Source organism: Paraglaciecola marina (assembly GCF_004360155.1).
Classification (GTDB): domain Bacteria; phylum Pseudomonadota; class Gammaproteobacteria; order Enterobacterales; family Alteromonadaceae; genus Paraglaciecola; species Paraglaciecola marina.
Genome location: NZ_ML178725.1, coordinates 1 through 25,088 on the forward strand (window position 1 = coordinate 1; position 25,088 = coordinate 25,088).

A 25,088-nucleotide genomic window follows, 5' to 3' on the forward strand; every position below is an offset into this window, starting at 1 on the left:
GCTTAAAAACCGTCAACTTATTCTAGGACGGGACATGATTATTTTATTGGTGAACTAGACATCTAAGTTTGCAACTTTAAGAGCATTTTCATCTATAAATGCTCGTCTAGGCTCAACCTGATCTCCCATCAAAGTAGTAAATAGTTGGTCTGCACCAATGGCATCTTCTATTTTGACTTGTAACATTCTACGAGATGTTGGATCCATTGTAGTTTCCCACAGTTGACCAGGGTTCATCTCACCTAACCCTTTATATCGCTGAATGTATTGACCACGTTTAGACTCAGCCATTAACCAATCCAAGGCGTCTACAAAGGATGTGACAGGCTTGGTTTTTTCACCACGTTTAACATAGCCTGTTGACTCTATAATTCCATTTATAGCCACATTCAACTCTTTAATACGCTTATATTCATTAGATTCTAAAAACTCTTTATCTAATTTATATTCAGTATCAATACCATGTAATCTAATAATAATAGCTACATACCAGTAACTTCTTTCTGAATCCTGACGAACTTCAAATGAGTAAGTAGCTCCATCAATTTCATCGATAGTTAATGCAGCAGTAAAGTCTTTAGCAAATACTAATAACTTTTGTTCATCATTTACATCTTCAGATTCTAAAGTATTGCTATATACCAACTTATTCAAGATTACCTCAGGCATTATTCTACTAATGCGGGTAATCATACTAGTTGTATCTTGGTAGAGTTTCACAAGTGTCTCTAAGGCTACACCTGTGATACTTGGAGCATCTTCATTTACATAAAGAGATGCATTATCTAATGCTATTGAAGTTAGGTATTTGGTTAACGATTCATCATCCTTCAAATATTGTTCCTGCTTACCTTTCTTCGTTTTATATAAAGGAGGTTGTGCAATATAGATATAGCCTCGTTCGATAATTTCTGGCATTTGACGATAAAAGAACGTTAACAACAATGTACGTATATGAGAGCCATCAACATCAGCATCCGTCATGATGATTATGCGATGATAACGGAGTTTTTCAGGGTCATATTCGTCCCTACCAATACCACAACCTAAAGCAGTGATAAGAGTTGCGACTTCTTGAGAAGACAACATTTTGTCGAATCTAGCTTTCTCAACGTTTAATATTTTACCTTTCAGTGGAAGTATTGCCTGATTTTTACGATTTCTTCCCTGCTTGGCTGATCCGCCAGCAGAGTCCCCTTCCACTATATATAGCTCAGAAAGACCCGGATCTTTTTCCTGACAATCGGCTAATTTACCTGGTAATCCAGCTAAATCTAAGGCGCCTTTTCTGCGGGTCATCTCTCGAGCTTTTCTTGCTGCTTCACGAGCTCTAGCGGCGTCAATAATCTTTCCAACAATAATTTTACTATCAGATGGATTTTCTAGTAAAAACTCTTGTAGTTTTTCACCCATTACTGTTTCAACTGCTGGTCTTACTTCAGAAGATACAAGTTTGTCTTTAGTTTGTGAAGAGAATTTTGGATCAGGCACTTTAACCGAAATAATAGCAGTCAAACCTTCTCTAGCATCATCACCGCTAGTACTAGTTTTTGACTTTTTAGCCATACCTTCTTTATCCATGAAGCTATTCAAGGTACGTGTTAATGCTCCTCTAAAGCCGGCTAAATGGCTACCACCATCTTTTTGTGGGATATTATTAGTAAAACAAAATACATTTTCCTGAAAGCTATCATTCCATTGCATGGCAACTTCTACAGAAATCCCATCGTCTCGATTTGATTCAAAGTAGAATACTTTCTGATGTATAGGTGTTTTATTTTGATTTAAATATTCAATAAAGGCAGTGATCCCACCTTCATACTCGAACCTATCACTTTTTCCATCTCTTTCATCTTCAAGAATAATGCAAACGCCTGAGTTTAAAAATGAAAGCTCACGTAATTTTTTGGCTAGAATATCGTAATGGAAAGTTACATTAGTAAATGTATCTTCACTTGGCCAAAAACGAATGCTTGTACCAGATGTTTCCGAATCACCAATTACTGCTAATGGCTTTTGAGGTTCACCATGTTGATATTCTTGCTCATGCAATTTACCAGAGCGACGAATTTGAATTTGTAGCCTTTTGGAAAGCGCGTTTACAACAGATACACCAACACCATGTAATCCGCCTGAAACCTTATACGAATTATCATCGAACTTACCACCTGCATGCAGTACGGTCATGATAACTTCTGCAGCTGAGACACCTTCTTCTTCGTGGATTTCGGTAGGTATTCCTCGGCCATCATCTTTAACAGATACTGAACCATCGATATGAATTTTCACGTTGATACTAGAACAGTGTCCTGCTAGAGCTTCATCTATAGAGTTATCTACTACTTCAAACACCATGTGGTGAAGCCCGGTACCGTCATCTGTATCACCAATATACATACCAGGTCTTTTTCTTACAGCATCTAATCCTTTAAGGACTTTGATGCTGGACGAATCATAAACATTTTCTTCTGCCATTTAGTTAAATCTCCTCTTTCACATGACCATGTTCCACGTGAAACACTGTTTTATCATTATAATTTTCTATAAATTCTAATTGGTTAATATCAATCGCTGTAACAAATAATTGCGTATCAGAGTTTGCTAATTTAGATATAAATACCTTACGCTTATCTTCGTCTAGTTCGGCACCGATATCATCTAACAGGAATATCGATGGTCTATTGGTTTTGCTTTGTAAATAAAGAGTTTGGGCTAGTTGCATACTTGCTACAAGCATGCGTAATTGCCCCCTAGAAAGTAATTCATGAGCATTAACGCCCTTAATCTTAATTTTTATATCTGCCTTATGAGGACCTGCGCTTACAAAACCATTTCGCATATCTCGCATCAAATTTTTTCTTAGTGATTGTTCTAGAGTAAGTTCCTTTTCCCATCCCCTATAATACGAAATTTCGAAGGAAAACTCAGGTAAAAAATCTGCTAATGTAGAATTAATCATAGGTATTAACCCTATTTCTAGTAATTCTTCACGCTTTTTGGAAATTTTGCTCCCTTGATTACAAAATAATTCAGCCCAATAGTTTTCAGTACCCAAGTTACTATTAGTGTTGTTTTTATATAGAGCATTGAGTTGCTTAAGACTCTTCATGAAAACGTTTGACTCGAGGTTAAAATTTTGTTCCACGTGAAACAATAGCCAATCGATAAAACGCCTCCGAAGTTTTGGGGCTCCTAAAAGCAAATCTGAGCTTTGAGGTGTGAATATTTGTATTGGTAAACAACTGACCAAATCTGAAGCTTTCTTAGATTTAACACCGTTAATATTAACTACACAACTATCGTCTCTATGCCGACTAATACCTAACTTATGAGAAGAAGTAAGCTCTTTTTCTTGGCCAGAACAATAGACGGTAAAGTTATCTTTTCCACTTTGAATAACATTCTTATGCTTGGATGTTCTAAAAGAACGAGCAAAGCCTAAATAATGCAATGCTTCTAATATTGAGGATTTACCACTTCCATTCTCTCCAATAAAAACATTTAGATTTCTATTGGGTGTAAAAGACAAGCTATCTAAATTTCTAAAATTACTTATCTGGACTTTATCCAGTTTCATATTAGTTTAAACAACATATAAATAAACAACTATACCTAGAGCCTCATTGGCATAATAACGTATAGAGCAGAGTCATCTTTTGCGTCTTCAAGTAACGCACTACTGTTGGAATCAGCTAAAGTAATTCGAATATCATCACAACTTAAACCATTCATTACATCTATCAAATAAGCAACGTTGAATCCTATTTCTAAGTTATCACCTTGATAATCAACATCGACTATTTCCTCAGCTTCTTCTTGCTCTGGGTTATTGGCGGTAATCTTAAGCTCACCACAAGATAAGTTTAAGCGCACACCTTTAAACTTTTCATTAGAAAGAATAGAAGCTCTCGAGAACGCTTGCTTTAATACATCCTTGCTAGATTCTATCTTTTTATCACCGTCTCTCGGCAGAACCCTACGATAATCAGGAAATCTTCCATCAACTAACTTACTAGTAAAAATAAAGTCTGTTGAAAAGATTCTAATATGATTTGAGCCAACCTGAACTTTAACTAACTTTTCATTATCTTCAATTAGCCTAATAATTTCTAAAACGCCCTTACGAGGAATGATAACTTGGCGATTAGGTAAAGTTGCATTTTCGTAGGCTAAACGACACAGTGCTAATCTATGCCCATCCGTAGCTACTGTTCGAATCAAGTTATCTTCTGTCTCTAAAGACATACCATTCAAATAATAACGCACATCCTGTTGAGCCATACAAAAATGTGTACTATCAATAAGATGTTTTAGATCAGCTTGCGAAATTTCAAACTCAAGTTCACCCTGCCAATCTTCAAGATTAGGATAATCCTCTGCTGATAGAGTAGATAAACTATATTTACTTCTACCTGAACGTAAAATGGCTTTGTTTCCATCGACACTAAAGTCAATATTACTACCTTCCGCCAGACCTCTACAGATATCCAGCAGCTTTTTAGCTGGTACAGTAATTTCACCCTCTACAAACGCATCAGTAAGAGTAACGTTTGAAATAAGTTCCACCTCTAAATCTGTGCCTGTTATCCAAAGTGAGTTCTCACTAACTTTTATTAGCACATTAGACAAGATGGGTAATGTATGACGACGCTCAACCGCGCCTGAAACTAATTGAAGGGGTTGTAAAAAGTTTTCCCTGCTAATGCTAAATTTCATTTTCTACTCGTAATATTTTTTATGAAGAGAGTGTACGAATTAAGTTCTGATAATCTTCTTTTATATCATGACTTTCTTCCCTTAGCTGTACTATTTTTCGGCATGCATGTAATACAGTAGTATGATCCCTACCGCCAAAGGCATCTCCTATCTCTGGTAAACTACGATTTGTTAATTCTTTAGCTAAAGCCATAGCCATTTGTCTTGGCCTGGCTACGCTACGACTCCTGCGTTTAGACAAAATATCTGCCATTTTAATTTTATAATACTCTGCTACCGTCTTTTGAATATTATCAATAGTTACCAACTTCTCTTGCAACGCCAACAAGTCTCTTAAAGCCTCTCTCACAAAATCTATAGTAATTGGCCGACCTGTGAAGTTAGCATTAGCAATGACTCGGTTTAATGCTCCTTCAAGCTCCCTAACATTTGATCTTAATCTTTTTGCAATGAAAAACGCCACTTCATCAGGTAAGAAAATCTTATTCTCTACAGCCTTACGCATCAAAATAGCAACTCTTGTTTCCAACTCAGGAGGCTCAATTGCTATAGTTAATCCCCACCCAAATCTAGATTTTAGTCTATCTTCAACGCCAGTTATTTCCTTAGGATAACGATCAGAAGTCAGAATAATCTGTTGGTTACCTTCTAATAGAGCATTAAATGTATGAAAGAATTCTTCCTGAGAGCGTTCTTTATTAGCAAAAAATTGAATATCATCAATTAGTAGAGCATCAACAGATCTATAATAACGCTTAAATTCTTCTATGGCGTTATTCTGTAATGCTTTAACCATATCTTGAACAAACCTTTCGGATTGCATATAAACAACCGTTGCGTCTTTTTTATTATCTATAATTCCATTACCAACAGCATGTAACAGATGTGTTTTACCTAATCCAGTCCCACCATATATAAATAATGGGTTATAGGCACCACCTGGATTATCCGCTACTTGCTGAGAAGCAGCTCTTGCTAGTTGATTTGACTTACCCTCAACAAAATTATTAAATTTATATGTAAGGTTAATATTACTTTTATGGGCTGGTACCGTATCAATAACTTGGGAACTTGAATTATGGTTAGCTAAAGCAGCAACTCCACTTGCTGCTGAACTTTGAACTAAAGGTGTAGCAGTAGACACTGTTGAAACTCTAGAAGTAATTTTGGATGGTGCACCTACTCCAACATCAGCAAGCTTAACTTCAAACCTTAATTGAGGTGGTTTATTACTGCAAAATTCTGACAATAACTGAGTAATTTGAACAAAATATTTATCTCTCACCCAATCTAAAACAAAGCGATTAGGAGCGAACAATGTTAGATATTCTTCATTATAATCTGCTTGAAGAGGTCTTATCCACATGCTGAACTGCTGAATAGGTAAATCTTGCTGTAACCTGTCGAGGCACTGATTCCATATAGACATTAAAAAAAACTACTCCGGCCATACACAACATAGGCTATAAAGAAGAAATACGTAAAATACTAAAAATTTGAAAATAATAAATTACAGTTAAATATAAGTTAAAAATGCAAATTTTTAAACTAGCTGTGAATTATCTCGCTAAACACCACCTCAAGGCAACAAGCATTTTAAATTAAATTCATTTAAGTTCCTAAATCCTTATATTTATTTACTTTAAGGGATAAAAATAATTAATAAACCTAAGCTTATTCATAACAATTATTAGTTCTAATAGGTCTATTTTAAATATCAAGAACTAGTAAATCTGTGTATCAGGGAATTTTTTGTGGATAAATTATAAAAATCATTAAACTTATCAAAAATAATAGTCTTAATTAACGGTTACAGAGATAAACACCAATATCAGAATAAAATTATAATGAACTGCCACTAATTAATTGACAAAGGCACAAGTGATCTCTATTATTCAGCGTCATTTTTGAGCACAGTCGAACCAAACATTTGGTTATTACAGTGTTCATTTTGTTTAACCTTATGTAACGGGACTAGGTCATGAAAAGAACATTTCAACCAAGCAACTTAAAGCGTAAGCGTTCACACGGTTTTCGTGCCCGTATGGCGACTAAGAATGGCCGTAAGGTCATAGCTAATCGTCGTGCTAAAGGCCGTGCTCGTTTATCAGCTTAATTATCCAAGGTGGGTGAAAATAACTTTTCTCGGGAGCTAAGACTACTTACTCCCACCCACTTTGAATATGTTTTCAATAAAGCAATTCCTGCAGTTTCTCCCCAACTTACCCTACTAGCTAGATTTAACGAATCAGATAATCCTCGTCTAGGCATTACTTTATCTAAAAAAAGAGTTAAATATGCCCACGATAGAAATAGACTTAAACGTATAATACGAGAGAGCTTTCGTTTACAACGTCATTCGTTTCCAAATATTGATATAGTTGTAGTCGGTAAAAGTGGCTTAGATAAATTATCAAATCAGGAGCTGTTTTCCTTACTTAATAAATTATGGAAAAAATTAGCAAAGCGTTGCGAAAAATCCCAATCGGATTAATTAAACTTTATCAAAAAGTAATTTCTCCAATGTTGGGACCAACATGTCGTTTTCACCCTAGTTGTTCTTATTACGCAATTGGGGCAATAAAAGAACATGGTTTTTTTATTGGAAGTTGGTTAAGTATTAAACGCATACTAAAATGTCATCCCCTTCATGAAGGGGGATATGATCCAGTACCAGAAAAAAAATCAAATAAAGAGTGATTTTTACACAACTGCCCTTATAAAGAGCAGGTAATAAATAAAATAGTAATATCGCCGTGATTTAATATATGAATAAACACTTAAATAAATCGCCCACGAAATTTAGCAGTTAATTAGAGTACTTTATGGAATCTCAACGTAGTTTTTTGTTTATTGGCCTAGCTATGGTCGGTTTTCTATTATGGCAGCAATGGCAGGTAGATTACGGTCCACAACCAATACAACCTTCTGATAACACTTCTCAAGAAGCCTTTATAGCAAATCCTTCTGGAACAGAAGATATCCCTGTAGCATCTGCAGATGGTCAAACTATCCAAGCAAGCAACCAACCATCAGGAAAGTTAATTTCAGTTGTAACAGATACCTTAATACTTAACATAGATACCAAAGGTGGTGATGTTGTTTCTGCTAATCTTGTTAAATATCCGGTAGAGCAAGACTCTAAAGAACTATACAGCTTACTCAGACCAAATGGAGATAAATTATTTATTGCCCAAAGTGGCTTAATTGGGCAAGACGGTGTTGACGCAAAAGGCCGACCTACTTATGTAACAACGCAAGATGAATATACTCTGCAAGGCGAGACTTTAACCGTACCTCTTACTCTAGTTACACCAGACGGAATGAAAGTTACTAAAAACTTTATATTCTCAAAAGGTAGTCACAAAATCGATGTTAGCTATGTAGTTGAAAACAACACTAGTGCTGCAAAACAAATGCAACAATTTGGTCAATTAAAACAAAGTATGCTTGAACAAGATGGCAGCATGTTTATGCCTGTGTACCGCGGCGGCGCTTACTCTATAGAAGAAGATATTTATGAGAAATATACCTTTGATGATATGACCGACAAAAATCTTAGGGAAACCACCAAAGCAGGTTGGGCTGCAATGATTGAACATTACTTTGTTTCAGCATGGGTTCCGCCTCAAGACCAAACCAATAAACTATTTAGTACCGTTAAACAAAATACAAATGGTGTCATCGGATTTACAGGTGAATCAGTCACTATACAAGTAGGTGAAACTAAACAAATAAATAGTATTTTATATTTAGGCCCTAAAGATCAAGATACCTTAGAACAACTTGCTCGAGGATTAGATCTAACAGTTGATTATGGTTTTCTATGGATGATTTCAAAATACTTATTCTACTTCCTACAATGGATACACAATATAGTAGGTAATTGGGGTTACGCCATTATATTGATCACCATAGTCGTTAAAGGGGCAATGTATCCTTTAACCAAAAAACAATATGAATCTATGGCAAAAATGCGCGCGCTAAAGCCTAAAATGGATGCTTTAAAAGAGCGATGTGGCGACGATAAGCAAAAACTACAAAAAGGTATGATGGAGCTATATAAGAAGGATAAAGTTAATCCTATGGGTGGTTGTTTTCCATTATTACTACAAATGCCTATATTCTTAGCTTTATACTGGGTACTACTTGAAAGTGTAGAGCTGAGACATGCTGATTTTATATTTTGGATTACAGACTTAAGTGCTAAAGACCCATATTTTGTTCTACCCATATTAACGGGTGCAAGTATGTATTTATTACAAAAACTACAACCCATGACTATGACAGATCCTATGCAGCAGAAAATAATGCAATTTATGCCAGTAGCCATGAGTTTATTCTTCTTTATATTCCCAGCTGGTTTAGTACTTTATTGGTTAGTCAGTAATGTTATTACCCTAATACAGGCTAAATTTATTTATGCTTCCATGGAGAAACGTGGTCTTCAAACTAAGTAATTGATAAACAACATCTAAAAGCCCGTTTTATAGCAAATATTGCATATAAAACGGGCTTTTTTTCCATATAATTTAATCTCTAATTTGTTACACAAGGAGCAAACATGCCTTCATTAGATATAGTTTCAGAAATTGATTTAGTAGAAGTTAAAAACGCAGTCGATAATGCAAGCAGGGAACTAAGTACACGATTTGACTTTAGAGGTGTAGAGGCATCATTTGAATATACTAATGAACTAGTAACATTAAAAGCTGAGGGTGACTTTCAAATTAAACAAATGATGGATATATTGCGTAGTGCATGCGCAAAAAGAGGGGTAAGTAACGCCGCCCTTGATCCACAAGATATTGACGTTACCGGCAAAACTTACAAGAAGACAGTTAAGTTTATTCAAGGCATAGAACAACCTAATGCAAAGAAAATAATTAAATTACTAAAAGAATCCAAACTAAAAGTTCAAGCTCAAATACAAGAAGATAAAGTCAGAGTTACAGGTAAAAAGCGCGATGATTTACAAAGTGCTATGCGCCTAGCTAAAGAAGCTGAGTTAGATTTACCATTACAGTTTACAAACTTTAGAGATTAAAAAAGCATGACAGCAACCGGATTACCAACACAGCAAGATACAATAGTTGCTCAAGCAACAGCGCCCGGCCGTGGAGGTGTTGGAATTATCCGAGTATCAGGAGACTTAGCCAGTAATGTTGCTGAAGCTGTTTTAGGAAAACTTCCAGAAGTCCGTAAAGCTGAATATTTGCCCTTCTCTGATCTTCAAAATAATCTTATCGACCAGGGCATTTCCATTTTTTTTAAAGGTCCTAACTCCTTTACCGGTGAAGATATTTTGGAGCTTCAAGGACATGGTGGCCAGGTTGTATTAGATATGTTACTTAATGCTATTCTAAAAATACCTAAAATACGTATAGCTCGACCTGGTGAATTTAGTGAACGCGCATTCTTAAATGATAAGTTAGACCTAGCACAAGCAGAAGCCATAGCAGATCTTATAGATGCCAGTACCGAACAAGCTGCCAAGGGAGCATTGCGCTCACTACAAGGTGAGTTTTCAACACAGGTTAATACGTTAGTAGAACAAGTTATACACCTTAGAATGTATGTAGAAGCCGCCATTGATTTCCCTGATGAAGAAATTGATTTTTTAAGTGATGGTAAAGTCCAAGCTGATTTGATTAATATTATCCAATCATTTGAAGCATTACGGCAACAAACCAAGCAAGGCGCTTTATTACGAGAAGGTATGCGTGTGGTTATTGCAGGCAAACCCAATGCCGGTAAATCTAGCTTACTAAACGCTCTTGCAGGAAAAGACGCCGCTATTGTCACCGACATAGCAGGTACCACACGAGACGTTTTAAAAGAGCATATCCATATTGACGGTATGCCGTTACATATTATCGACACAGCAGGTTTGCGAGATAGCCCAGACAAAGTCGAAAAAATAGGCATAGAGAGAGCTTGGCAAGAAATACATCAAGCTGACAGAGTTCTATTTATGCTAGATAGTACCGAGTCAAAAGAAACACACCCCAAAGAAATATGGCCTGAGTTTTATCAACAGCTTCCTAAAAACATTGGTTTAAGTGTCATCCGCAATAAAGCAGACTTATCTAATGAAACTATTGGCATCAATGACAAGGGTGAATATCCAGTTATATCCTTATCTGCTAGTGAAAATATTGGGATTAATCATTTAACAGAGCACCTAAAAACCTGCATGGGATTTAACCTAGGTTCGGAGGGTCAATTTATAGCTCGTCGTCGTCATTTAGATGCCATAGACAAAGCAGCTGAACATTTGTACCTAGGAAAAGAACAACTAGAAGACCACCTAGCAGGCGAATTACTCGCTGAAGAGTTGCGATTAACTCAACACCACCTGAATGACATCACTGGGGAATTTACCTCGGATGACTTACTCAGCAAAATATTTTCATCTTTTTGCATTGGAAAATAAATCCAAGTTAAAAATTTATCTGTGTCGATCTATTATCCGCAAGGTACAATAAAAAATTATTAGCAAAATACGTAAGACTTGAATGGCAAAGTTCGAAATAATAGTAGGCAGTGTATTAGGTGCAACCGAATATGTAGCTGATGCAGTACAAGAAGTTCTCACTGAAAAGCAACACACAAGTAATATACACCTAACCCCTAAGTTATCTGAATTAGATGAAAACGCTACATGGATTATCTGTACATCAACCCATGGTGCCGGTGACTTACCAGACAATATCGAACCTTTTTCTAAAGAACTATTGGTAAAGCAGTTCCCCAATACAAACTTTATCATTATTGGCTTAGGTGATAGTAGCTATGACACATTTTGCTATGGGGCTATCAAATTAGAAACATTGATGTCTACCACAGGTGCAAAAATACTTATGCCCGCTATTCATATAGATGTACTTAACCACCCTATTCCCGAAAATGTAGCAGTTGAACATATAGAAACTTACTTCAAAAACGTAACTATTGATTAATGAGTATTAAAGCTAATGCAATTTAATCAAGCTGAACAAACTGCCCTACTACAAACTCTCAGCAATGAAGCTCGAACTTTATATATGTTAGGAATAAAACCTACGGCAAATAAAAAGACAGGGTTAAGTGCGCCTCTAAATTACAAAAACCTACTTTCACTTCTAAATGAAAAAGAACAAAAGTTCACACTTGGTAGACAAATTAATAGCTTAATAAAAGAATTACTTAATACTGGTCTGGTTAAATTTGAACAAGAAGTAGAGCTTAACCACAGTTTTAATGGTAAAACCTTAGTATTGCCCTTAACCACAATGAAAGTTGATGACTATACCAAGCTACATTTAAATTGGACTGACATGCATTTAGACTGGCAGCCCAACGAAAACTTAGTAACTGATTTAGCCAAACTAATAGGTCTTATTGAATACCAATATACAGATAATGAATTAGGAGACTTTATAGCTTATTGGCTTGGCAGGCCTGAAGTCCAATTTAGCGAATATCAATGGACACAAAAATTTGTATTTAATTTGAAGAAAATGCGAATGGCTAATAACTTTAAAGGAACACAAAAAGTAGGGCAGCAAATGGTTAAAACCAAAGCTGGAATAATTGCAGACGACAATGCTAAAAATTTAGTAGCTAAATATAGTAAAAAAACTCAGTAAACTTAACTTTATAATCTAGGACTATAAAATTCGTGGACAGCATTCAAGACAAAATAAAGAAACTAGGTAAAGCTTTAGGCCGGCAACACGTCCCTGATAGTTATACTGACTACAAAAGTCTAAAAAGCGAATATGAAACCTTAGCAAATAGAGATGTTAGGTTGATTCAACAGCAAGGTAAAAAACAACGTATACAAGCCATACAAGGGCGTTCCGATCTCAACTCAAAATGGACCTTTGCAAACTTAATAGAAGACAGTAATGACGTTATAGAAGCGGTAAGCATTGCTAAGTCTTTCATTGCAGCCCACGAAGACCAAAACTGGCGTAGAAGTGGCTCTCATATGATGATCTTTTACGGAGACTACGGCCGTGGAAAATCTCACACGGCAGGTGCTATAGCACATGAACTCATCGAAAAATTTGAAATATCAGTATTATATCGCCAACTATCCAGCATATTAGAACTTCGTTTTTTCTCATACGATTACAATGCAAAAGATGATGTTGGACAAAAATTTAGAGAGATAAACCAAGAGCTATTAGATGTAGACTTACTGATACTCGATGAAGTGTGTGTTAACGAAAGCATACTTAAAAAGAATGCCCAAAGCTGGCTAGGAAATTTACTTAGGCAACGTTTAGCCAATAATAAAAACTGTATATTAATTACTAACCATAACCTTGCTGAATTAGAAACAGCACTAGGGCCCTATTGTTTTGAATCAATAAAAGAGTATGACACCTATAAGGTGAAATTTTCTGGACCAAGTCGTCGTAAAGAAATAGTCCCTACACAAACAGAGCCACAGCGAGCACAATCAACAACTGGATATCAACCTAATCAGGTTAGATAACCATTATAAATACAGATAAAAACGGCGTTATTATTAACGCCATTTATATTTAAGCATCAAATTTTCACTAAAAAAGTCTTAAATCTAATCAAATATATTTTTTTTGAATAAATATTAAAATTTTTGTTTAGCATTTATCAAAAATATACATGAGAAACAAAGATAACGATCTTAGGATCCAAAAATAGCAATTTTTCCTTAGCGATCAAGATCTAACTAAAATAACCCTATAATTAGATCACAAGTTACACACAGTTAGATCAAAACATATTCAACATTGTGGATAGTTTTATGTATAACCCCTGTAGAAATATATTATATCCACTTAGTAAAATATTTAGAAAATGCACTTGTGGATAAAACAGCTATTTATACCCATATTATACCTACTTACTATCGCTTTATTAACATGGTTGATCGTTATTCAAATAATTGATTTTAATAGTAAAAAAGCACTTATTAACAGAAAAGTAGATCCTTAATAATAGTAATAATAAGTAAAGATCTAATAGATCTTATAAATACTAGTGAGATCAAAATTTAAGATCTGAATAAATTTTAAGCATTTTACTTACGTCAAAATCTATATAGAATGTGCGCCCCGTTTTAAAGGGTACAAAATGATCAACAGCGTTAGAGGAATACCATGTTTTATCAACAAAATTTTGATGTAGTCGTAGTAGGCGGTGGCCATGCAGGAACAGAAGCAGCATTAGCTTCTGCACGTATGGGAGCATCAACCTTATTACTCACACACAACATTGAAACTTTGGGTCAAATGTCATGTAACCCAGCTATTGGTGGTATTGGTAAAGGACATTTAGTAAAAGAGATCGATGCTTTAGGTGGTGTCATGGCTAAAGCGATCGACAAAGCAGGTATTCAGTTTAGAACCCTAAATTCAAGTAAAGGCCCAGCGGTCCGAGCAACCCGAGCTCAAGCAGATCGTACTCTTTATAAAAATGAAATTAGAAATATTATTGAAAACCAAGAAAACCTAACCTTATTTCAACAATCTTGTGATGATCTTATTGTAGAACAAGATCGCGTTGTGGGTGTAGTCACTCAAATGGGTCTTAAATTCCATGCTAAAGCGGTTGTAATCACCGTAGGAACGTTTTTAGGCGGTACAATACATATAGGCATGGAAAATTATAAAGGAGGCCGTGCAGGCGATCCTCCTTCGATCGCTTTAGCTGATCGCTTACGGGATTTACCCTTTAGAGTTGATCGTTTAAAAACAGGAACACCTGCTAGACTAGATGCTCGTACATTAAATTTCGATGCTATGCAGGTGCAACACGGTGACACACCTATTCCGGTAGTTTCGTTTTTAGGTAAAGCCAGTGATCATCCTAGTCAAGTTCCTTGTTACATTACTCACACTAATGAAAAAACACATGACATTATTCGAGGTGGATTAGATAGATCCCCTATGTATACTGGAATTATAGAAGGTGTTGGTCCACGCTATTGCCCTTCAATTGAAGATAAAATTCATCGTTTTGCAGATAAAAATTCTCACCAAATATTTGTAGAACCTGAAGGGCTAAATAGCATTGAAGTTTATCCAAATGGTATTTCAACTAGTCTTCCATTCGATGTTCAAATGAACTTAGTTCGTTCAATTGTTGGTTTTGAAAATGCGCATATTGTACGTCCTGGTTATGCGATCGAATATGACTTTTTTGATCCAAGGGATCTAAAACAAACACTTGAAACAAAATTTATCAATGGACTGTTTTTTGCCGGGCAAATAAATGGCACAACAGGCTATGAAGAAGCAGGTGCTCAAGGCTTAATAGCAGGGGCGAATGCTGCTAGTCAGGTGCAACAAAAAGAAGAATTTATTCTACGCCGTGATGAGGCATATATTGGCGTATTGATCGATGATCTAGCCACAATGGGAACTAAAGAGCCTTATCGTATGTTTACCAGTAGAGCTGAATATCGCTTATTACTGAGAGAAGATAATGCGGATATTAGATTGACAGCCAAAGGACATAAAATAGGGTTAGTTGATGAATATCGCTGGAAAGCTTTTAATGAAAAATTAGAAGCAATTGAACTTGAAAAGCAACGCTTAAAAGCAACCTGGGTTCATCCAAAACATGAATCTGTTGGCGAGTTAAATAAAATTTTAAAAAATCCAGTTACTAAGGAAAACTCTTTAGAAGATTTAATCCGACGTCCTGAAATGACTTATAAAACTTTAATAAGTTTAGATACCTTTGGCCCAGGTTTAGATAACGAACAAGCTGCAGAACAGGTCGAGATACAAATCAAATATGCTGGATATATCGAACGTCAAAAAGATGAAATAGCCAAAACTGTACGTAATGAGAATACGCTTATTCCAAAAGATTTTGATTTTAGTCAAATTTCAGGATTAAGTAATGAAGTCGTCGCTAAGCTTAGTGATGCGCGACCCGAGACTATTGGTAAAGCGGGTAGAATTTCAGGTATTACACCTGCTGCCGTTTCACTTTTGCTTGTTTATTTGAAAAAGCACGGATTATTAGTTGGATCTAGCAGCAACGAAAAGAAAATTATAGCCTGATGAAAGAACAACAGATTTTAGGTGAAGAATTACTCACCATTTTAAAAAAGAGCATTAAATACACCTCTTTAGATGTTAACGAACAGCAACAAAAACTACTGATCAACTACATTTTAATGGTTAATAGATGGAACAAGGCTTTCAATTTAACCTCTATTCGAGAGCCAGAAAAAATGGTGATAAAGCATATAGTTGACTCCATTGTAGTGGCCCCTTTTCTGGATAAAAATCAATATATTGATGTAGGTACTGGCCCAGGGTTACCGGGTATTCCATTAGCAATTATGTGTCCTGATAAACATTTTATTTTATTAGATAGTTTAGGAAAACGTGTACGCTTTATGAAGCAAGTAGCACATGAACTAAATATTCAAAATATTGAGCCTGTACAATCTAGAGTTGAAGACTACGTTCCAACTTACAAAATTGATGGGGTATTGAGCAGAGCTTTTGCATCATTAAAAGATATGTTGCACTGGTGTCAGCATCTGGTAGATTCCCACGGAGTTTATCTTGCTTTAAAAGGACAACTTCCTCTGGATGAGCTTGAAGAGTTACCTATAGGTTTTACCTTACAAGAAACACTTAAGTTAGACGTTCCAGGCCTTGACGGTGAACGTCATATAGTCAAAATAATAAAACAACCATCAGACTAGATGCTATTTAATTAGGCATAATTTTTATGTCTATCTAGTCTGCCAACATAAATGGATGGCTATTTTGGGCAAAATCATTGCGATCGCTAATCAAAAAGGTGGTGTCGGAAAAACAACTACAGCGGTTAACGTTGCTGCATCAATGGCAGCTACTAAGCGCAAGGTATTGTTGATCGACTTAGATCCTCAGGGAAATGCCACCATGGGTAGTGGTGTAGACAAATATAGTGTTGAAAACACCAGTTACGAATTATTAATTGAAGAAAAACCAATTGATGAAGTTTTAATTAAAGAAACGTCAGGAAAATATGATCTCATAGCAGGAAATAGTGACATTACAGCCGCTGAGATTAAACTGATGGAAGTATTTGCAAGAGAAGTACGACTTAGAAATGCATTGGCACCAGTTAAAAATTACTACGATTTTATTTTTATTGATTGTCCTCCTTCCCTAAATCAGCTTACTGTAAATGCAATGGCAGCTGCAGACTCTGTTTTAGTACCCATGCAATGTGAATACTATGCACTTGAAGGGTTAACAGCTTTGATGGATACCATCAAAAAATTAGCATCGGTTGTTAATCCAGCATTAAAAATTGAAGGTGTGCTAAGAACTATGTATGACCCTAGAAATAGATTAGCTAATGATGTGTCAGAACAGCTTAAACGACATTTTGGTGATCAAGTTTATAGAACGGTTATTCCTAGGAATGTTAGGCTTGCAGAAGCTCCAAGTTTTGGTGCTCCAGCCATGTATTATGACAAGTCGTCCACCGGGGCCAAAGCTTATTTATCATTAGCTGGTGAAATTTTGCGTCGTAGTAGAAAGAAAACAACTTAGAAAATATTAAATTAGAGGACAACATGTCGGCAAAAAAACGAGGTTTAGGCAGAGGATTAGATGCTCTATTAGCCACTAGTCAAAGTGCTACAAGTTCTGAAGCAGCTAAAGCAGAGCAAAAAGGTGAATTACGTAAAATCCCTGTTGAGTTTTTACAGCCTGGTAAATACCAACCTCGTAAAGACATGTCTTCTGAAGCTTTAGAAGATTTAGCATCGTCAATTCGATCCCAAGGTGTTATTCAACCTATAGTCGTTCGAGAGGTTGCAGAAAACAAGTTTGAAATAATTGCTGGTGAGAGACGCTGGCGTGCTTCTCAAATTGCACAATTAGATGAAATTCCCTGTTTAGTTAAAAACGTTCCAGATGAATCTGCTGTCGCCATTGCATTGATTGAAAATATTCAACGTGAAGATTTAAATGCTATGGAAGAAGCACAAGCATTAGACCGTCTAATGGTTGAGTTTGAATTAACTCATCAAGAGGTCGCAACCGCTGTTGGTAAATCACGTACTACCGTAACTAATTTAATGCGCCTCAATAATTTAAATGACGATGTTAAATTATTACTCGAGCATGGTGATATAGAAATGGGTCATGCTAGAGCATTATTATCATTAGAAGGTAATATTCAGAACGAAGCTGCGCAGACAGTATCAGGAAAAGGCCTTACTGTAAGAGATACTGAAACTTTAGTTAGAAAACTTCTAGAGCCTGTAAAACTAAAAGAACCTGTTAAAATAGATCCTGATGTTGAAAAACTGCAAACAACGCTATCTGAAAATTTAGGTGCCCCTGTCAATATTGCTCACAATGCTAAAGGTAAAGGTAAATTAGTGATTAATTTTTCTAGTTTAGATCAGCTTGATGGTATTTTGAGTCATATAAAATAAACGATATAAATTAGTGTATTTAGATAAATTTTATTTTGATAAACCAATTTAGTAATTGAGTAAATACAATCATAGCCTTAACTAAATACGTAAATTATATAATCTCTATAAAATTTAATGCTTTATAGTGCTCTCCATAATAGTGCTTTTATGCACCAAACTAGACTTTATTGTTGTAAATCAGCGTCAGTTAAGTATAATTTTGGCGCTTTTCGATAGGTTTATATACGTAGAGGGATCAATTGGTAACTAGTTTGGTCCGAGAAGGTCAAAAATTGGCTAAAAACATACTTTTATTACAAAGTATAATCGCCACTATATGTACCTTACTATATTCCTTTTTTTTAGGAAAAAATGAAGGCTTATCAGCACTTTATGGTGGTTTAATATGTATTATACCAAGTGTTATATTTGCTTTCTTAGCATTCAGATATGCCGGTGCTAGTAAAATTAAGCTAGTAGTGCGGAGTTTTAACAAGGGAAGTAAACTGAAATTTTTGTTTACAATTTTATTGTTCTTGTTTGTGTATCAATGGCAAAGTCTACAACCTTTGCCTTTAATAGTTACTTATGTAGTAACTTTGATGGCCCAATGGCCAATTATAATTTTTTTGAATTGCGTTGTTAGATATAAATAAAAAACGTGATTTAGTACCAGTTTTTAACTTTAAATTGTGGATGGAAAAATGGCAGCATCAGGTGACGAACAAAGCGTCAGCGCTTACATTCAACATCACTTAACTAATGCTTCTGTCGGTGAAGGGTTTTGGACTTTTCATATTGACACGCTAGCTTGGTCGGTGGTTTTGGGTTTAGTGTTTTTAATTAGCTTTCGCTCAGCAGCTAAAAAAATGACAACGGGCGTGCCGGGTAAATGGCAAGCTTGCGTTGAACTAGTAGTTGAGTTTGTAGATAACACTGTTAAAGGAACCTATCAGGGCAAGAGCCCTGTTATTGCTCCTTTAGCGTTAACTATCTTTGTCTGGGTATTATTGATGAATTTGATGGATTTAATTCCTGTCGACCTTATTCCTTATATTGCTCAAAATATTGGTATTATGATGGGTGTTGATCCTCATGATGTATATATAAAGTCAGTACCTACTACTGATACAAGTATGACCTTTGCTTTATCTTTGGGTGTATTTGCATTAATGATTTTTTATTCAATAAAAATCAAAGGTGTGGGCGGTTTTATGAAAGAGCTATATGCTCACCCATTCAATACTCCTTGGTTATATTGGTTTAATTTTATATTAGAAGTGGTAGCACTTATCGCTAAACCACTCTCTCTTGCTTTACGTCTTTTCGGTAACTTGTATGCGGGTGAGCTCATATTCATTCTTATTGCAGGTACTATTGGTCTATGGCAATTACCTATTCATTTTTTATGGGCTGCATTCCATTTATTGGTTATCCCATTGCAAGCTTTCATATTCATGATGTTAACAATCGTTTACTTGAGTATGGCGAGCGAAAAGCATTAATTTTTGAAAGAATTTAGACAGCACTAGCTGGCCCATTTGGGTAAGGCATGGACGCCTACAAAACAGTTTTACACGTTTTTTTATTTTAACTTTAACTTTAAACACAAGGTGAAAATCTATGGAAATCTTAGGTAATCTATATATCGCAGTTGGTATTTTGATTGGTCTATGCGCATTGGGGCCAGCTATTGGCTTCGGTATTTTAGGTGGTAAATTTTTGGAATCAGCTGCTCGTCAGCCTGAACTTTCAAATCAATTACAAACTAAAATGTTCATTGTAGCGGGTCTTATCGATGCTATCGCAATGATCGGTGTAGCAATCGCTCTTTATATGTTGTTTGTACTTGGTGCTCAGTAATAGTTAACCATACCTTTTAACAACTATTAAAGAGGAGGAGCGGCCGTGTTACCAAATGCCACTCTAATAGGCGAATTAATAGCTTTCTTAGTGTTTGTTGTGTTCTGCATGAAATATGTATGGCCTCCAATCATAGGTGCTATTGAAGAACGCCAAAAGAAAATTGCTGATGGTCTTGCAGCTTCTGAGGAAGGCGAGAAAGCTCTCGAACTTGCTCAAGCAGATGCAGACGTTCAGCTTAAAGAAGCTAAAGCGCAAGCAGCTGAAATAATTGATCAGGCTAAAAAACGTGGTACTCAGATTGTTGATGAGGAAACGCAACGTGGTCACTCAGAGCGTGAGAAAATCATTGCTCAGGGTTATTCAGAGGTTGAAGCAGAAAGAAATCGCACTAAAGAAGAGTTACGTAAACAAGTAGCTGCTCTGGCGATAACTGGTGCTGAAAAAATCCTTGAAAGAGAAATTGATGCTGCAGCACAAAGTGACATAGTTGCAAAACTTGTCGCTGAATTGTAAGGGAGAATTGAGCTATGTCTGAATTGACAACTATCGCTCGCCCTTACGCGCAAGCTGCGTTCGATTACGCGGTTGAGAACAAAACCATTGCACAATGGCAGGAAATGTTATTTTTTGCCGCTGAAGTTTCTAAAGATGAAACAGTTAAAGAACTTTTAACTGGCTCTGTTGCGGCAGATAAGCTTTCTGAAATATTTATCGGCGTGTGTGGCGAACAACTCGACCTACATGGCCAGAACTTAATAAAGGTTTTGGCTGAAAATAGACGTTTACAAGCGTTGCCTGATATTTCTGTTTTGTTTAATCAGCTTAAAGCTGATTTTGAGAAAGAGATTGACGTTGAAATCACTTCAGCAGTCGAACTTGATGAATCACAACAAACAGCAATTGGTGCTTCTCTTGAGAAACGTCTTGCACGAAAAGTTAAGCTAAATTGTAGCGTGGATCCTGAACTAGTTGCCGGCGTACTAATAAAAGCCGGTGATACAGTAATTGACGGTTCACTTCGAAGTAAACTAAACCGTCTTTCAGACGCGTTACAAGCATAACGGGGAAAAGAGCATGCAACTGAATTCCACTGAAATTGCAGAACTAATCAAGCAACGTATTGAGAAGTTCGAAGTAGTAAGTGAAGCTCGAAACGAAGGGACTATTGTTGGTGTTACCGACGGTATTATCCGTATCCATGGCCTTGCTGATGTAATGCAAGGTGAAATGATCGAGCTTCCTGGTAGTCGTTACGCTATCGCATTGAACCTTGAAAGAGATTCTGTAGGTGCGGTAGTTATGGGTCCTTACGCTGACTTACAAGAAGGCGTAAAAGTAAAATCTTCTGGACGTATCTTAGAAGTACCGGTAGGTCGTAACCTACTTGGTCGTGTTGTTAACACACTAGGTGCACCTATCGATGGTAAAGGCGCTATCGATGCAGACGGTTTTGAACCTGTTGAAAAAATTGCACCGGGCGTTATTGAACGTCAGTCAGTTGATCAACCAATTCAAACTGGTTATAAATCAGTAGATGCCATGATCCCAGTAGGTCGTGGACAACGTGAATTAGTTATCGGTGACCGTCAAACTGGTAAAACTGCATTAGCGATTGATGCCATCATCAATCAAAAAGACTCTGGTGTAAAATGTGTATACGTTGCGGTAGGCCAAAAGGCATCTACTATTGCTAACGTGGTACGTAAGTTAGAAGAACACGGCGCATTGGCTAACACCATAGTTGTTGCTGCTTCTGCTTCTGAATCTGCTGCACTTCAATACTTGGCTCCTTACTCTGGTTGTACTATGGGTGAGTATTTCCGTGACCGTGGTGAAGACGCCTTGATCGTATATGATGACTTGTCTAAGCAAGCTGTAGCATATCGTCAAATTTCACTATTGTTACGTCGTCCGCCAGGTCGTGAAGCGTATCCTGGAGATGTTTTCTATCTTCACTCGCGTCTTCTTGAACGTGCTGCACGTGTAAATGATAAATATGTTGAGCGTTATACTAATGGTGAAGTAACAGGTAAAACAGGTTCTTTAACTGCCTTACCTATTATCGAAACCCAAGCTGGTGACGTATCTGCATTCGTACCTACTAACGTAATCTCGATTACCGATGGTCAAATCTTCCTTGAGACAGATTTGTTCAACGCAGGTATCCGTCCTGCCGTAAACGCAGGTATCTCGGTATCACGTGTTGGTGGTGCAGCTCAAACGAAAATTGTTAAAAAACTTGGTGGTGGTATACGTCTAGCTTTAGCTCAATATCGTGAATTAGCAGCGTTCTCACAGTTTGCGTCTGATCTTGATGATGCTACTCGTGAGCAACTTGAGCACGGTGAGCGTGTTGTTGAATTAATGAAACAAAACCAATATGCACCTCTTTCAGTAGGTGACATGGGTGTTTCTTTATTCTCTGTAGAAAAAGGATACTTAAAAGATGTTGCTCTAGATAAAATTCTAGATTTTGAAGCATCTTTGCATTCTTATATGAACAGCGAATACAGCGAGCTGATGGACACTATCAATAAAACTGGTAATTTCGACAAGACAATTGAAGCCACACTAAATGAAGCTTTAACTAAGTTTAAAGAAACACAAACGTGGTAATCAATTTGGCTACTTTTTTCTAATTTATTAGATAATGGTAGCCAGTATGTTGAATAATCGGAGATAGAGTTTATGGCTAGCGGTAAAGAGATAAAAGGTAAGATCGGTAGTATTAAAAATACTCAGAAGATCACCAGCGCTATGGAAATGGTTGCAGCGTCTAAAATGAAAAAGGCGCAAGACCGTATGGCTTCTAGCCGCCCATACGCTGAGAATATTCGTAACGTGATCGGTCACCTGGCAAACGCTAACCTTGAATATCGTCATCCATATTTGGAAGACCGCGAAGTAAAACGCGTGGGCTATATAGTGATTTCTACGGACCGTGGATTATGTGGTGGTTTAAACACTAACGAATTCAAATTGGTCGCTAAAGAAGCACAAAAATGGCAAGAACAAGGTGTTGAAACTGACTTTGCTGCCCTAGGTGCAAAATCTGTAGCATTTTTCAACCGTTTTGGGGGCAATGTACTTGCTGCTGAATCTGGTCTAGGTGATGCGCCTACTGTCCAAGAAATAATTGGATTGGTTCGTATCATGTTGGATGCATTCAACGATGGCAAAATAGACCGTTTATATCTGGTATTTAACAAGTTTGTTAATACTATGGCGCAAGAGCCACAGATCGATCAATTGTTGCCTTTGCCAAAATCTGAAGAACAAACATTACAACATCGTTGGGATTATATTTATGAACCTGATCCTAAGCCTATCTTAGATATGCTTTTGGTTCGCTTTATAGAGTCTCAAGTATACCAAGGTGTAGTTGAAAACGCCGCCTCTGAGCAAGCTGCTCGAATGGTTGCAATGAAAGCTGCAACAGATAACGCCGGCGACTTAATTGACGACTTGCAATTGGTATATAACAAAGCACGTCAAGCAGCTATCACACAAGAAATCAGTGAGATTGTTAGCGGCGCTTCAGCGGTCTAGTTTGTAAGTAAATTCAGGCAAAGGTTTTAGAATTTAAGAGGAATTAACATGAGTCAAGGTAAGGTCGTCCAAATAATTGGCGCCGTTGTGGACATCGAGTTTCCACAAGATTCGGTTCCAAAAGTATATGACGCGTTGCGAATCACTGAAGGTGAATTGCAAGGTTTGACCCTAGAAGTGCAGCAACAACTTGGTGGTGGCGTAGTGCGTACAATCGCATTGGGTACTACTGATGGTTTGCGCCGTGGTTTAGCAGTTGAAAATACTGGTGAAGCAATTCAGGTTCCAGTTGGTACAGCCACATTAGGCCGTATCATGGATGTATTGGGTAACCCAATCGATGAAGCAGGTCCAATTGGTGAAGAAGAGCGTATGTCTATTCACCGTGAAGCACCTACTTACGAAGATCAATCAAGTTCAGTTGAACTACTAGAAACAGGCATCAAAGTTATCGACTTAGTATGCCCGTTCGCTAAAGGTGGTAAAGTTGGATTGTTCGGTGGTGCCGGTGTTGGTAAAACTGTAAACATGATGGAATTAATTCGTAATATCGCTATCGAGCACAGTGGATACTCTGTATTCGCAGGTGTTGGTGAGCGTACTCGTGAAGGTAATGATTTCTATCACGAAATGAACGAATCTAATGTACTTGATAAAGTATCACTAGTTTACGGTCAAATGAATGAGCCTCCAGGAAACCGTTTACGCGTAGCGTTAACTGGTTTAACCATGGCTGAAAAATTCCGTGATGAAGGCCGTGACGTTCTTTTCTTCGTAGATAACATCTACCGTTATACATTGGCTGGTACTGAAGTATCTGCATTGTTAGGTCGTATGCCATCTGCTGTAGGTTATCAGCCTACTCTAGCTGAAGAAATGGGTGTATTGCAGGAGCGTATTGCTTCTACTAAGACAGGTTCAATCACTTCTATCCAAGCGGTATACGTACCTGCGGATGATTTGACCGATCCATCACCAGCCACAACCTTCGCTCACTTAGATGCGACTGTTGTATTGTCTCGAGACATCGCTTCTCTTGGTATTTACCCTGCGGTTGATCCACTAGACTCAACGTCACGTCAGCTTGATCCTCTCGTAATTGGTCAAGAGCATTATGATATAGCTCGTGGTGTGCAATCAGTATTACAACGTTATAAAGAACTGAAAGACATTATCGCAATTTTGGGTATGGACGAACTTTCTGAAGAAGATAAGTTATCTGTTTCTCGTGCTCGTAAAATACAGCGTTTCTTGTCACAACCTTTCTTCGTAGCAGAAGTATTTACTGGTTCTCCTGGTAAATATGTATCTTTGAAAGACACTATCAGTGGATTTAAAGGCATTCTTGAAGGTGAGTTTGATGACCTTCCTGAACAGGCTTTCTACATGGTTGGTTCTATCGAAGAAGCAAGCGAGAAAGCTAAAAACATGTAATTTTTAGTCTATTAACACGAACTCGTGTTGGAGGTGCATAGGTATAATAATACCTAGTGTATCTCCTTCTAGATTTCAAGGTAGATAGACTCATAAATGCGTG

General features: G+C 36.9%; 25 protein-coding genes. 21 read left to right on the forward strand and 4 right to left on the reverse strand.

Annotated features, from left to right (window positions below; all coding sequences use genetic code 11):
- Nucleotides 1–54 precede the first annotated feature (54 nt).
- Genes gyrB through dnaA form a run of 4 tightly spaced genes read right to left on the reverse strand, consistent with a single transcriptional unit; the run spans nucleotide 55 to nucleotide 6,145 of the window.
- Nucleotides 55–2,475 (reverse strand): DNA topoisomerase (ATP-hydrolyzing) subunit B, encoded by a 2,421-nt coding sequence (gyrB, locus tag EOK74_RS04550; RefSeq protein WP_133468742.1) that lies wholly within the window; start codon nucleotides 2,473–2,475, stop codon nucleotides 55–57.
- A gap of 4 nt (nucleotides 2,476–2,479) precedes the next feature.
- The gene (recF, locus tag EOK74_RS04555; RefSeq protein WP_133468743.1) at nucleotides 2,480–3,577 is read right to left on the reverse strand and encodes a DNA replication/repair protein RecF; all 1,098 of its coding nucleotides are present in this window, start codon (nucleotides 3,575–3,577) and stop codon (nucleotides 2,480–2,482) included.
- Nucleotides 3,578–3,612: 35 nt separating this feature from the next.
- A complete protein-coding gene (dnaN, locus tag EOK74_RS04560; RefSeq protein WP_133468744.1) occupies nucleotides 3,613–4,716 on the reverse strand; it encodes a DNA polymerase III subunit beta in 1,104 nt (367 codons plus the stop codon).
- A gap of 19 nt (nucleotides 4,717–4,735) precedes the next feature.
- Nucleotides 4,736–6,145, reverse strand: coding sequence for a chromosomal replication initiator protein DnaA (gene dnaA, locus EOK74_RS04565; RefSeq protein ID WP_133468745.1), 1,410 nt, complete (start codon nucleotides 6,143–6,145; stop codon nucleotides 4,736–4,738).
- A gap of 552 nt (nucleotides 6,146–6,697) precedes the next feature.
- Between dnaA and rpmH the strand changes: the two genes are divergently transcribed.
- The 21 genes from rpmH (at nucleotide 6,698) to atpD (ending at nucleotide 24,985) form a co-directional block, all read left to right on the forward strand.
- Nucleotides 6,698–6,832 (forward strand): 50S ribosomal protein L34, encoded by a 135-nt coding sequence (gene rpmH / locus EOK74_RS04570; RefSeq protein WP_007615483.1) that lies wholly within the window; start codon nucleotides 6,698–6,700, stop codon nucleotides 6,830–6,832.
- Nucleotides 6,833–6,841: 9 nt separating this feature from the next.
- Nucleotides 6,842–7,210 (forward strand): ribonuclease P protein component, encoded by a 369-nt coding sequence (gene rnpA / locus EOK74_RS04575; RefSeq protein ID WP_133468746.1) that lies wholly within the window; start codon nucleotides 6,842–6,844, stop codon nucleotides 7,208–7,210.
- Nucleotides 7,165–7,416 carry a membrane protein insertion efficiency factor YidD gene (gene yidD / locus EOK74_RS04580; RefSeq protein ID WP_133468747.1) on the forward strand — a complete coding sequence of 84 codons (252 nt, stop codon included), beginning with the start codon at nucleotides 7,165–7,167 and terminating at the stop codon, nucleotides 7,414–7,416. Before rnpA ends, yidD begins: the two co-directional genes overlap by 46 nt.
- Nucleotides 7,417–7,541: 125 nt before the next feature.
- Nucleotides 7,542–9,176 carry a membrane protein insertase YidC gene (yidC, locus tag EOK74_RS04585; RefSeq protein ID WP_133468748.1) on the forward strand — a complete coding sequence of 545 codons (1,635 nt, stop codon included), beginning with the start codon at nucleotides 7,542–7,544 and terminating at the stop codon, nucleotides 9,174–9,176.
- A gap of 104 nt (nucleotides 9,177–9,280) precedes the next feature.
- Nucleotides 9,281–9,763 carry a YajQ family cyclic di-GMP-binding protein gene (locus EOK74_RS04590; protein WP_133468749.1) on the forward strand — a complete coding sequence of 161 codons (483 nt, stop codon included), beginning with the start codon at nucleotides 9,281–9,283 and terminating at the stop codon, nucleotides 9,761–9,763.
- Between the two features lie 6 nt (nucleotides 9,764–9,769).
- A complete protein-coding gene (gene mnmE / locus EOK74_RS04595) occupies nucleotides 9,770–11,152 on the forward strand; it encodes a tRNA uridine-5-carboxymethylaminomethyl(34) synthesis GTPase MnmE (protein WP_133468750.1) in 1,383 nt (460 codons plus the stop codon).
- Between the two features lie 82 nt (nucleotides 11,153–11,234).
- A complete protein-coding gene (gene mioC, locus EOK74_RS04600) occupies nucleotides 11,235–11,678 on the forward strand; it encodes an FMN-binding protein MioC (RefSeq protein ID WP_133468751.1) in 444 nt (147 codons plus the stop codon).
- 15 nt (nucleotides 11,679–11,693) lie between these two features.
- Nucleotides 11,694–12,347, forward strand: a complete 654-nt coding sequence (locus EOK74_RS04605; protein WP_133468752.1) for a DnaT-like ssDNA-binding domain-containing protein — start codon at nucleotides 11,694–11,696, stop codon at nucleotides 12,345–12,347.
- Nucleotides 12,348–12,379: 32 nt separating this feature from the next.
- Complete coding sequence (locus EOK74_RS04610; RefSeq protein ID WP_133468753.1) at nucleotides 12,380–13,204, forward strand: ATP-binding protein; 825 nt, start codon at nucleotides 12,380–12,382, stop codon at nucleotides 13,202–13,204.
- A gap of 646 nt (nucleotides 13,205–13,850) precedes the next feature.
- A complete protein-coding gene (gene mnmG / locus EOK74_RS04615) occupies nucleotides 13,851–15,764 on the forward strand; it encodes a tRNA uridine-5-carboxymethylaminomethyl(34) synthesis enzyme MnmG (RefSeq protein WP_133468754.1) in 1,914 nt (637 codons plus the stop codon).
- A complete protein-coding gene (gene rsmG / locus EOK74_RS04620; protein ID WP_133468755.1) occupies nucleotides 15,764–16,420 on the forward strand; it encodes a 16S rRNA (guanine(527)-N(7))-methyltransferase RsmG in 657 nt (218 codons plus the stop codon). Before mnmG ends, rsmG begins: the two co-directional genes overlap by 1 nt.
- Before the next feature lie 64 nt (nucleotides 16,421–16,484).
- Nucleotides 16,485–17,261 carry a ParA family protein gene (locus EOK74_RS04625; protein WP_133468756.1) on the forward strand — a complete coding sequence of 259 codons (777 nt, stop codon included), beginning with the start codon at nucleotides 16,485–16,487 and terminating at the stop codon, nucleotides 17,259–17,261.
- 23 nt (nucleotides 17,262–17,284) lie between these two features.
- Nucleotides 17,285–18,154, forward strand: a complete 870-nt coding sequence (locus EOK74_RS04630) for a ParB/RepB/Spo0J family partition protein (RefSeq protein ID WP_133468757.1) — start codon at nucleotides 17,285–17,287, stop codon at nucleotides 18,152–18,154.
- Nucleotides 18,155–18,429: 275 nt separating this feature from the next.
- A complete protein-coding gene (locus tag EOK74_RS04635; protein WP_239024014.1) occupies nucleotides 18,430–18,792 on the forward strand; it encodes an ATP synthase subunit I in 363 nt (120 codons plus the stop codon).
- 48 nt (nucleotides 18,793–18,840) lie between these two features.
- Nucleotides 18,841–19,641: a F0F1 ATP synthase subunit A gene (gene atpB / locus EOK74_RS04640; RefSeq protein ID WP_133468759.1), complete on the forward strand. Its 801-nt coding sequence runs from the start codon at nucleotides 18,841–18,843 to the stop codon at nucleotides 19,639–19,641.
- Nucleotides 19,642–19,759: 118 nt separating this feature from the next.
- Nucleotides 19,760–19,999 carry a F0F1 ATP synthase subunit C gene (atpE, locus tag EOK74_RS04645; protein ID WP_133468760.1) on the forward strand — a complete coding sequence of 80 codons (240 nt, stop codon included), beginning with the start codon at nucleotides 19,760–19,762 and terminating at the stop codon, nucleotides 19,997–19,999.
- A 45-nt stretch (nucleotides 20,000–20,044) separates the two neighbouring features.
- Entirely contained in the window at nucleotides 20,045–20,515 is a 471-nt protein-coding gene (gene atpF, locus EOK74_RS04650) for a F0F1 ATP synthase subunit B (protein WP_133468761.1), read from the forward strand.
- Nucleotides 20,516–20,529: 14 nt separating this feature from the next.
- Nucleotides 20,530–21,063, forward strand: a complete 534-nt coding sequence (gene atpH, locus EOK74_RS04655; RefSeq protein WP_133468762.1) for a F0F1 ATP synthase subunit delta — start codon at nucleotides 20,530–20,532, stop codon at nucleotides 21,061–21,063.
- 13 nt (nucleotides 21,064–21,076) lie between these two features.
- Complete coding sequence (atpA, locus tag EOK74_RS04660; protein WP_133468763.1) at nucleotides 21,077–22,618, forward strand: F0F1 ATP synthase subunit alpha; 1,542 nt, start codon at nucleotides 21,077–21,079, stop codon at nucleotides 22,616–22,618.
- Between the two features lie 72 nt (nucleotides 22,619–22,690).
- Complete coding sequence (atpG, locus tag EOK74_RS04665) at nucleotides 22,691–23,551, forward strand: F0F1 ATP synthase subunit gamma (RefSeq protein WP_133468764.1); 861 nt, start codon at nucleotides 22,691–22,693, stop codon at nucleotides 23,549–23,551.
- A 48-nt stretch (nucleotides 23,552–23,599) separates the two neighbouring features.
- Nucleotides 23,600–24,985 (forward strand): F0F1 ATP synthase subunit beta, encoded by a 1,386-nt coding sequence (atpD, locus tag EOK74_RS04670; RefSeq protein WP_133468765.1) that lies wholly within the window; start codon nucleotides 23,600–23,602, stop codon nucleotides 24,983–24,985.
- The last annotated feature ends 103 nt before the right edge of the window (nucleotides 24,986–25,088 follow it).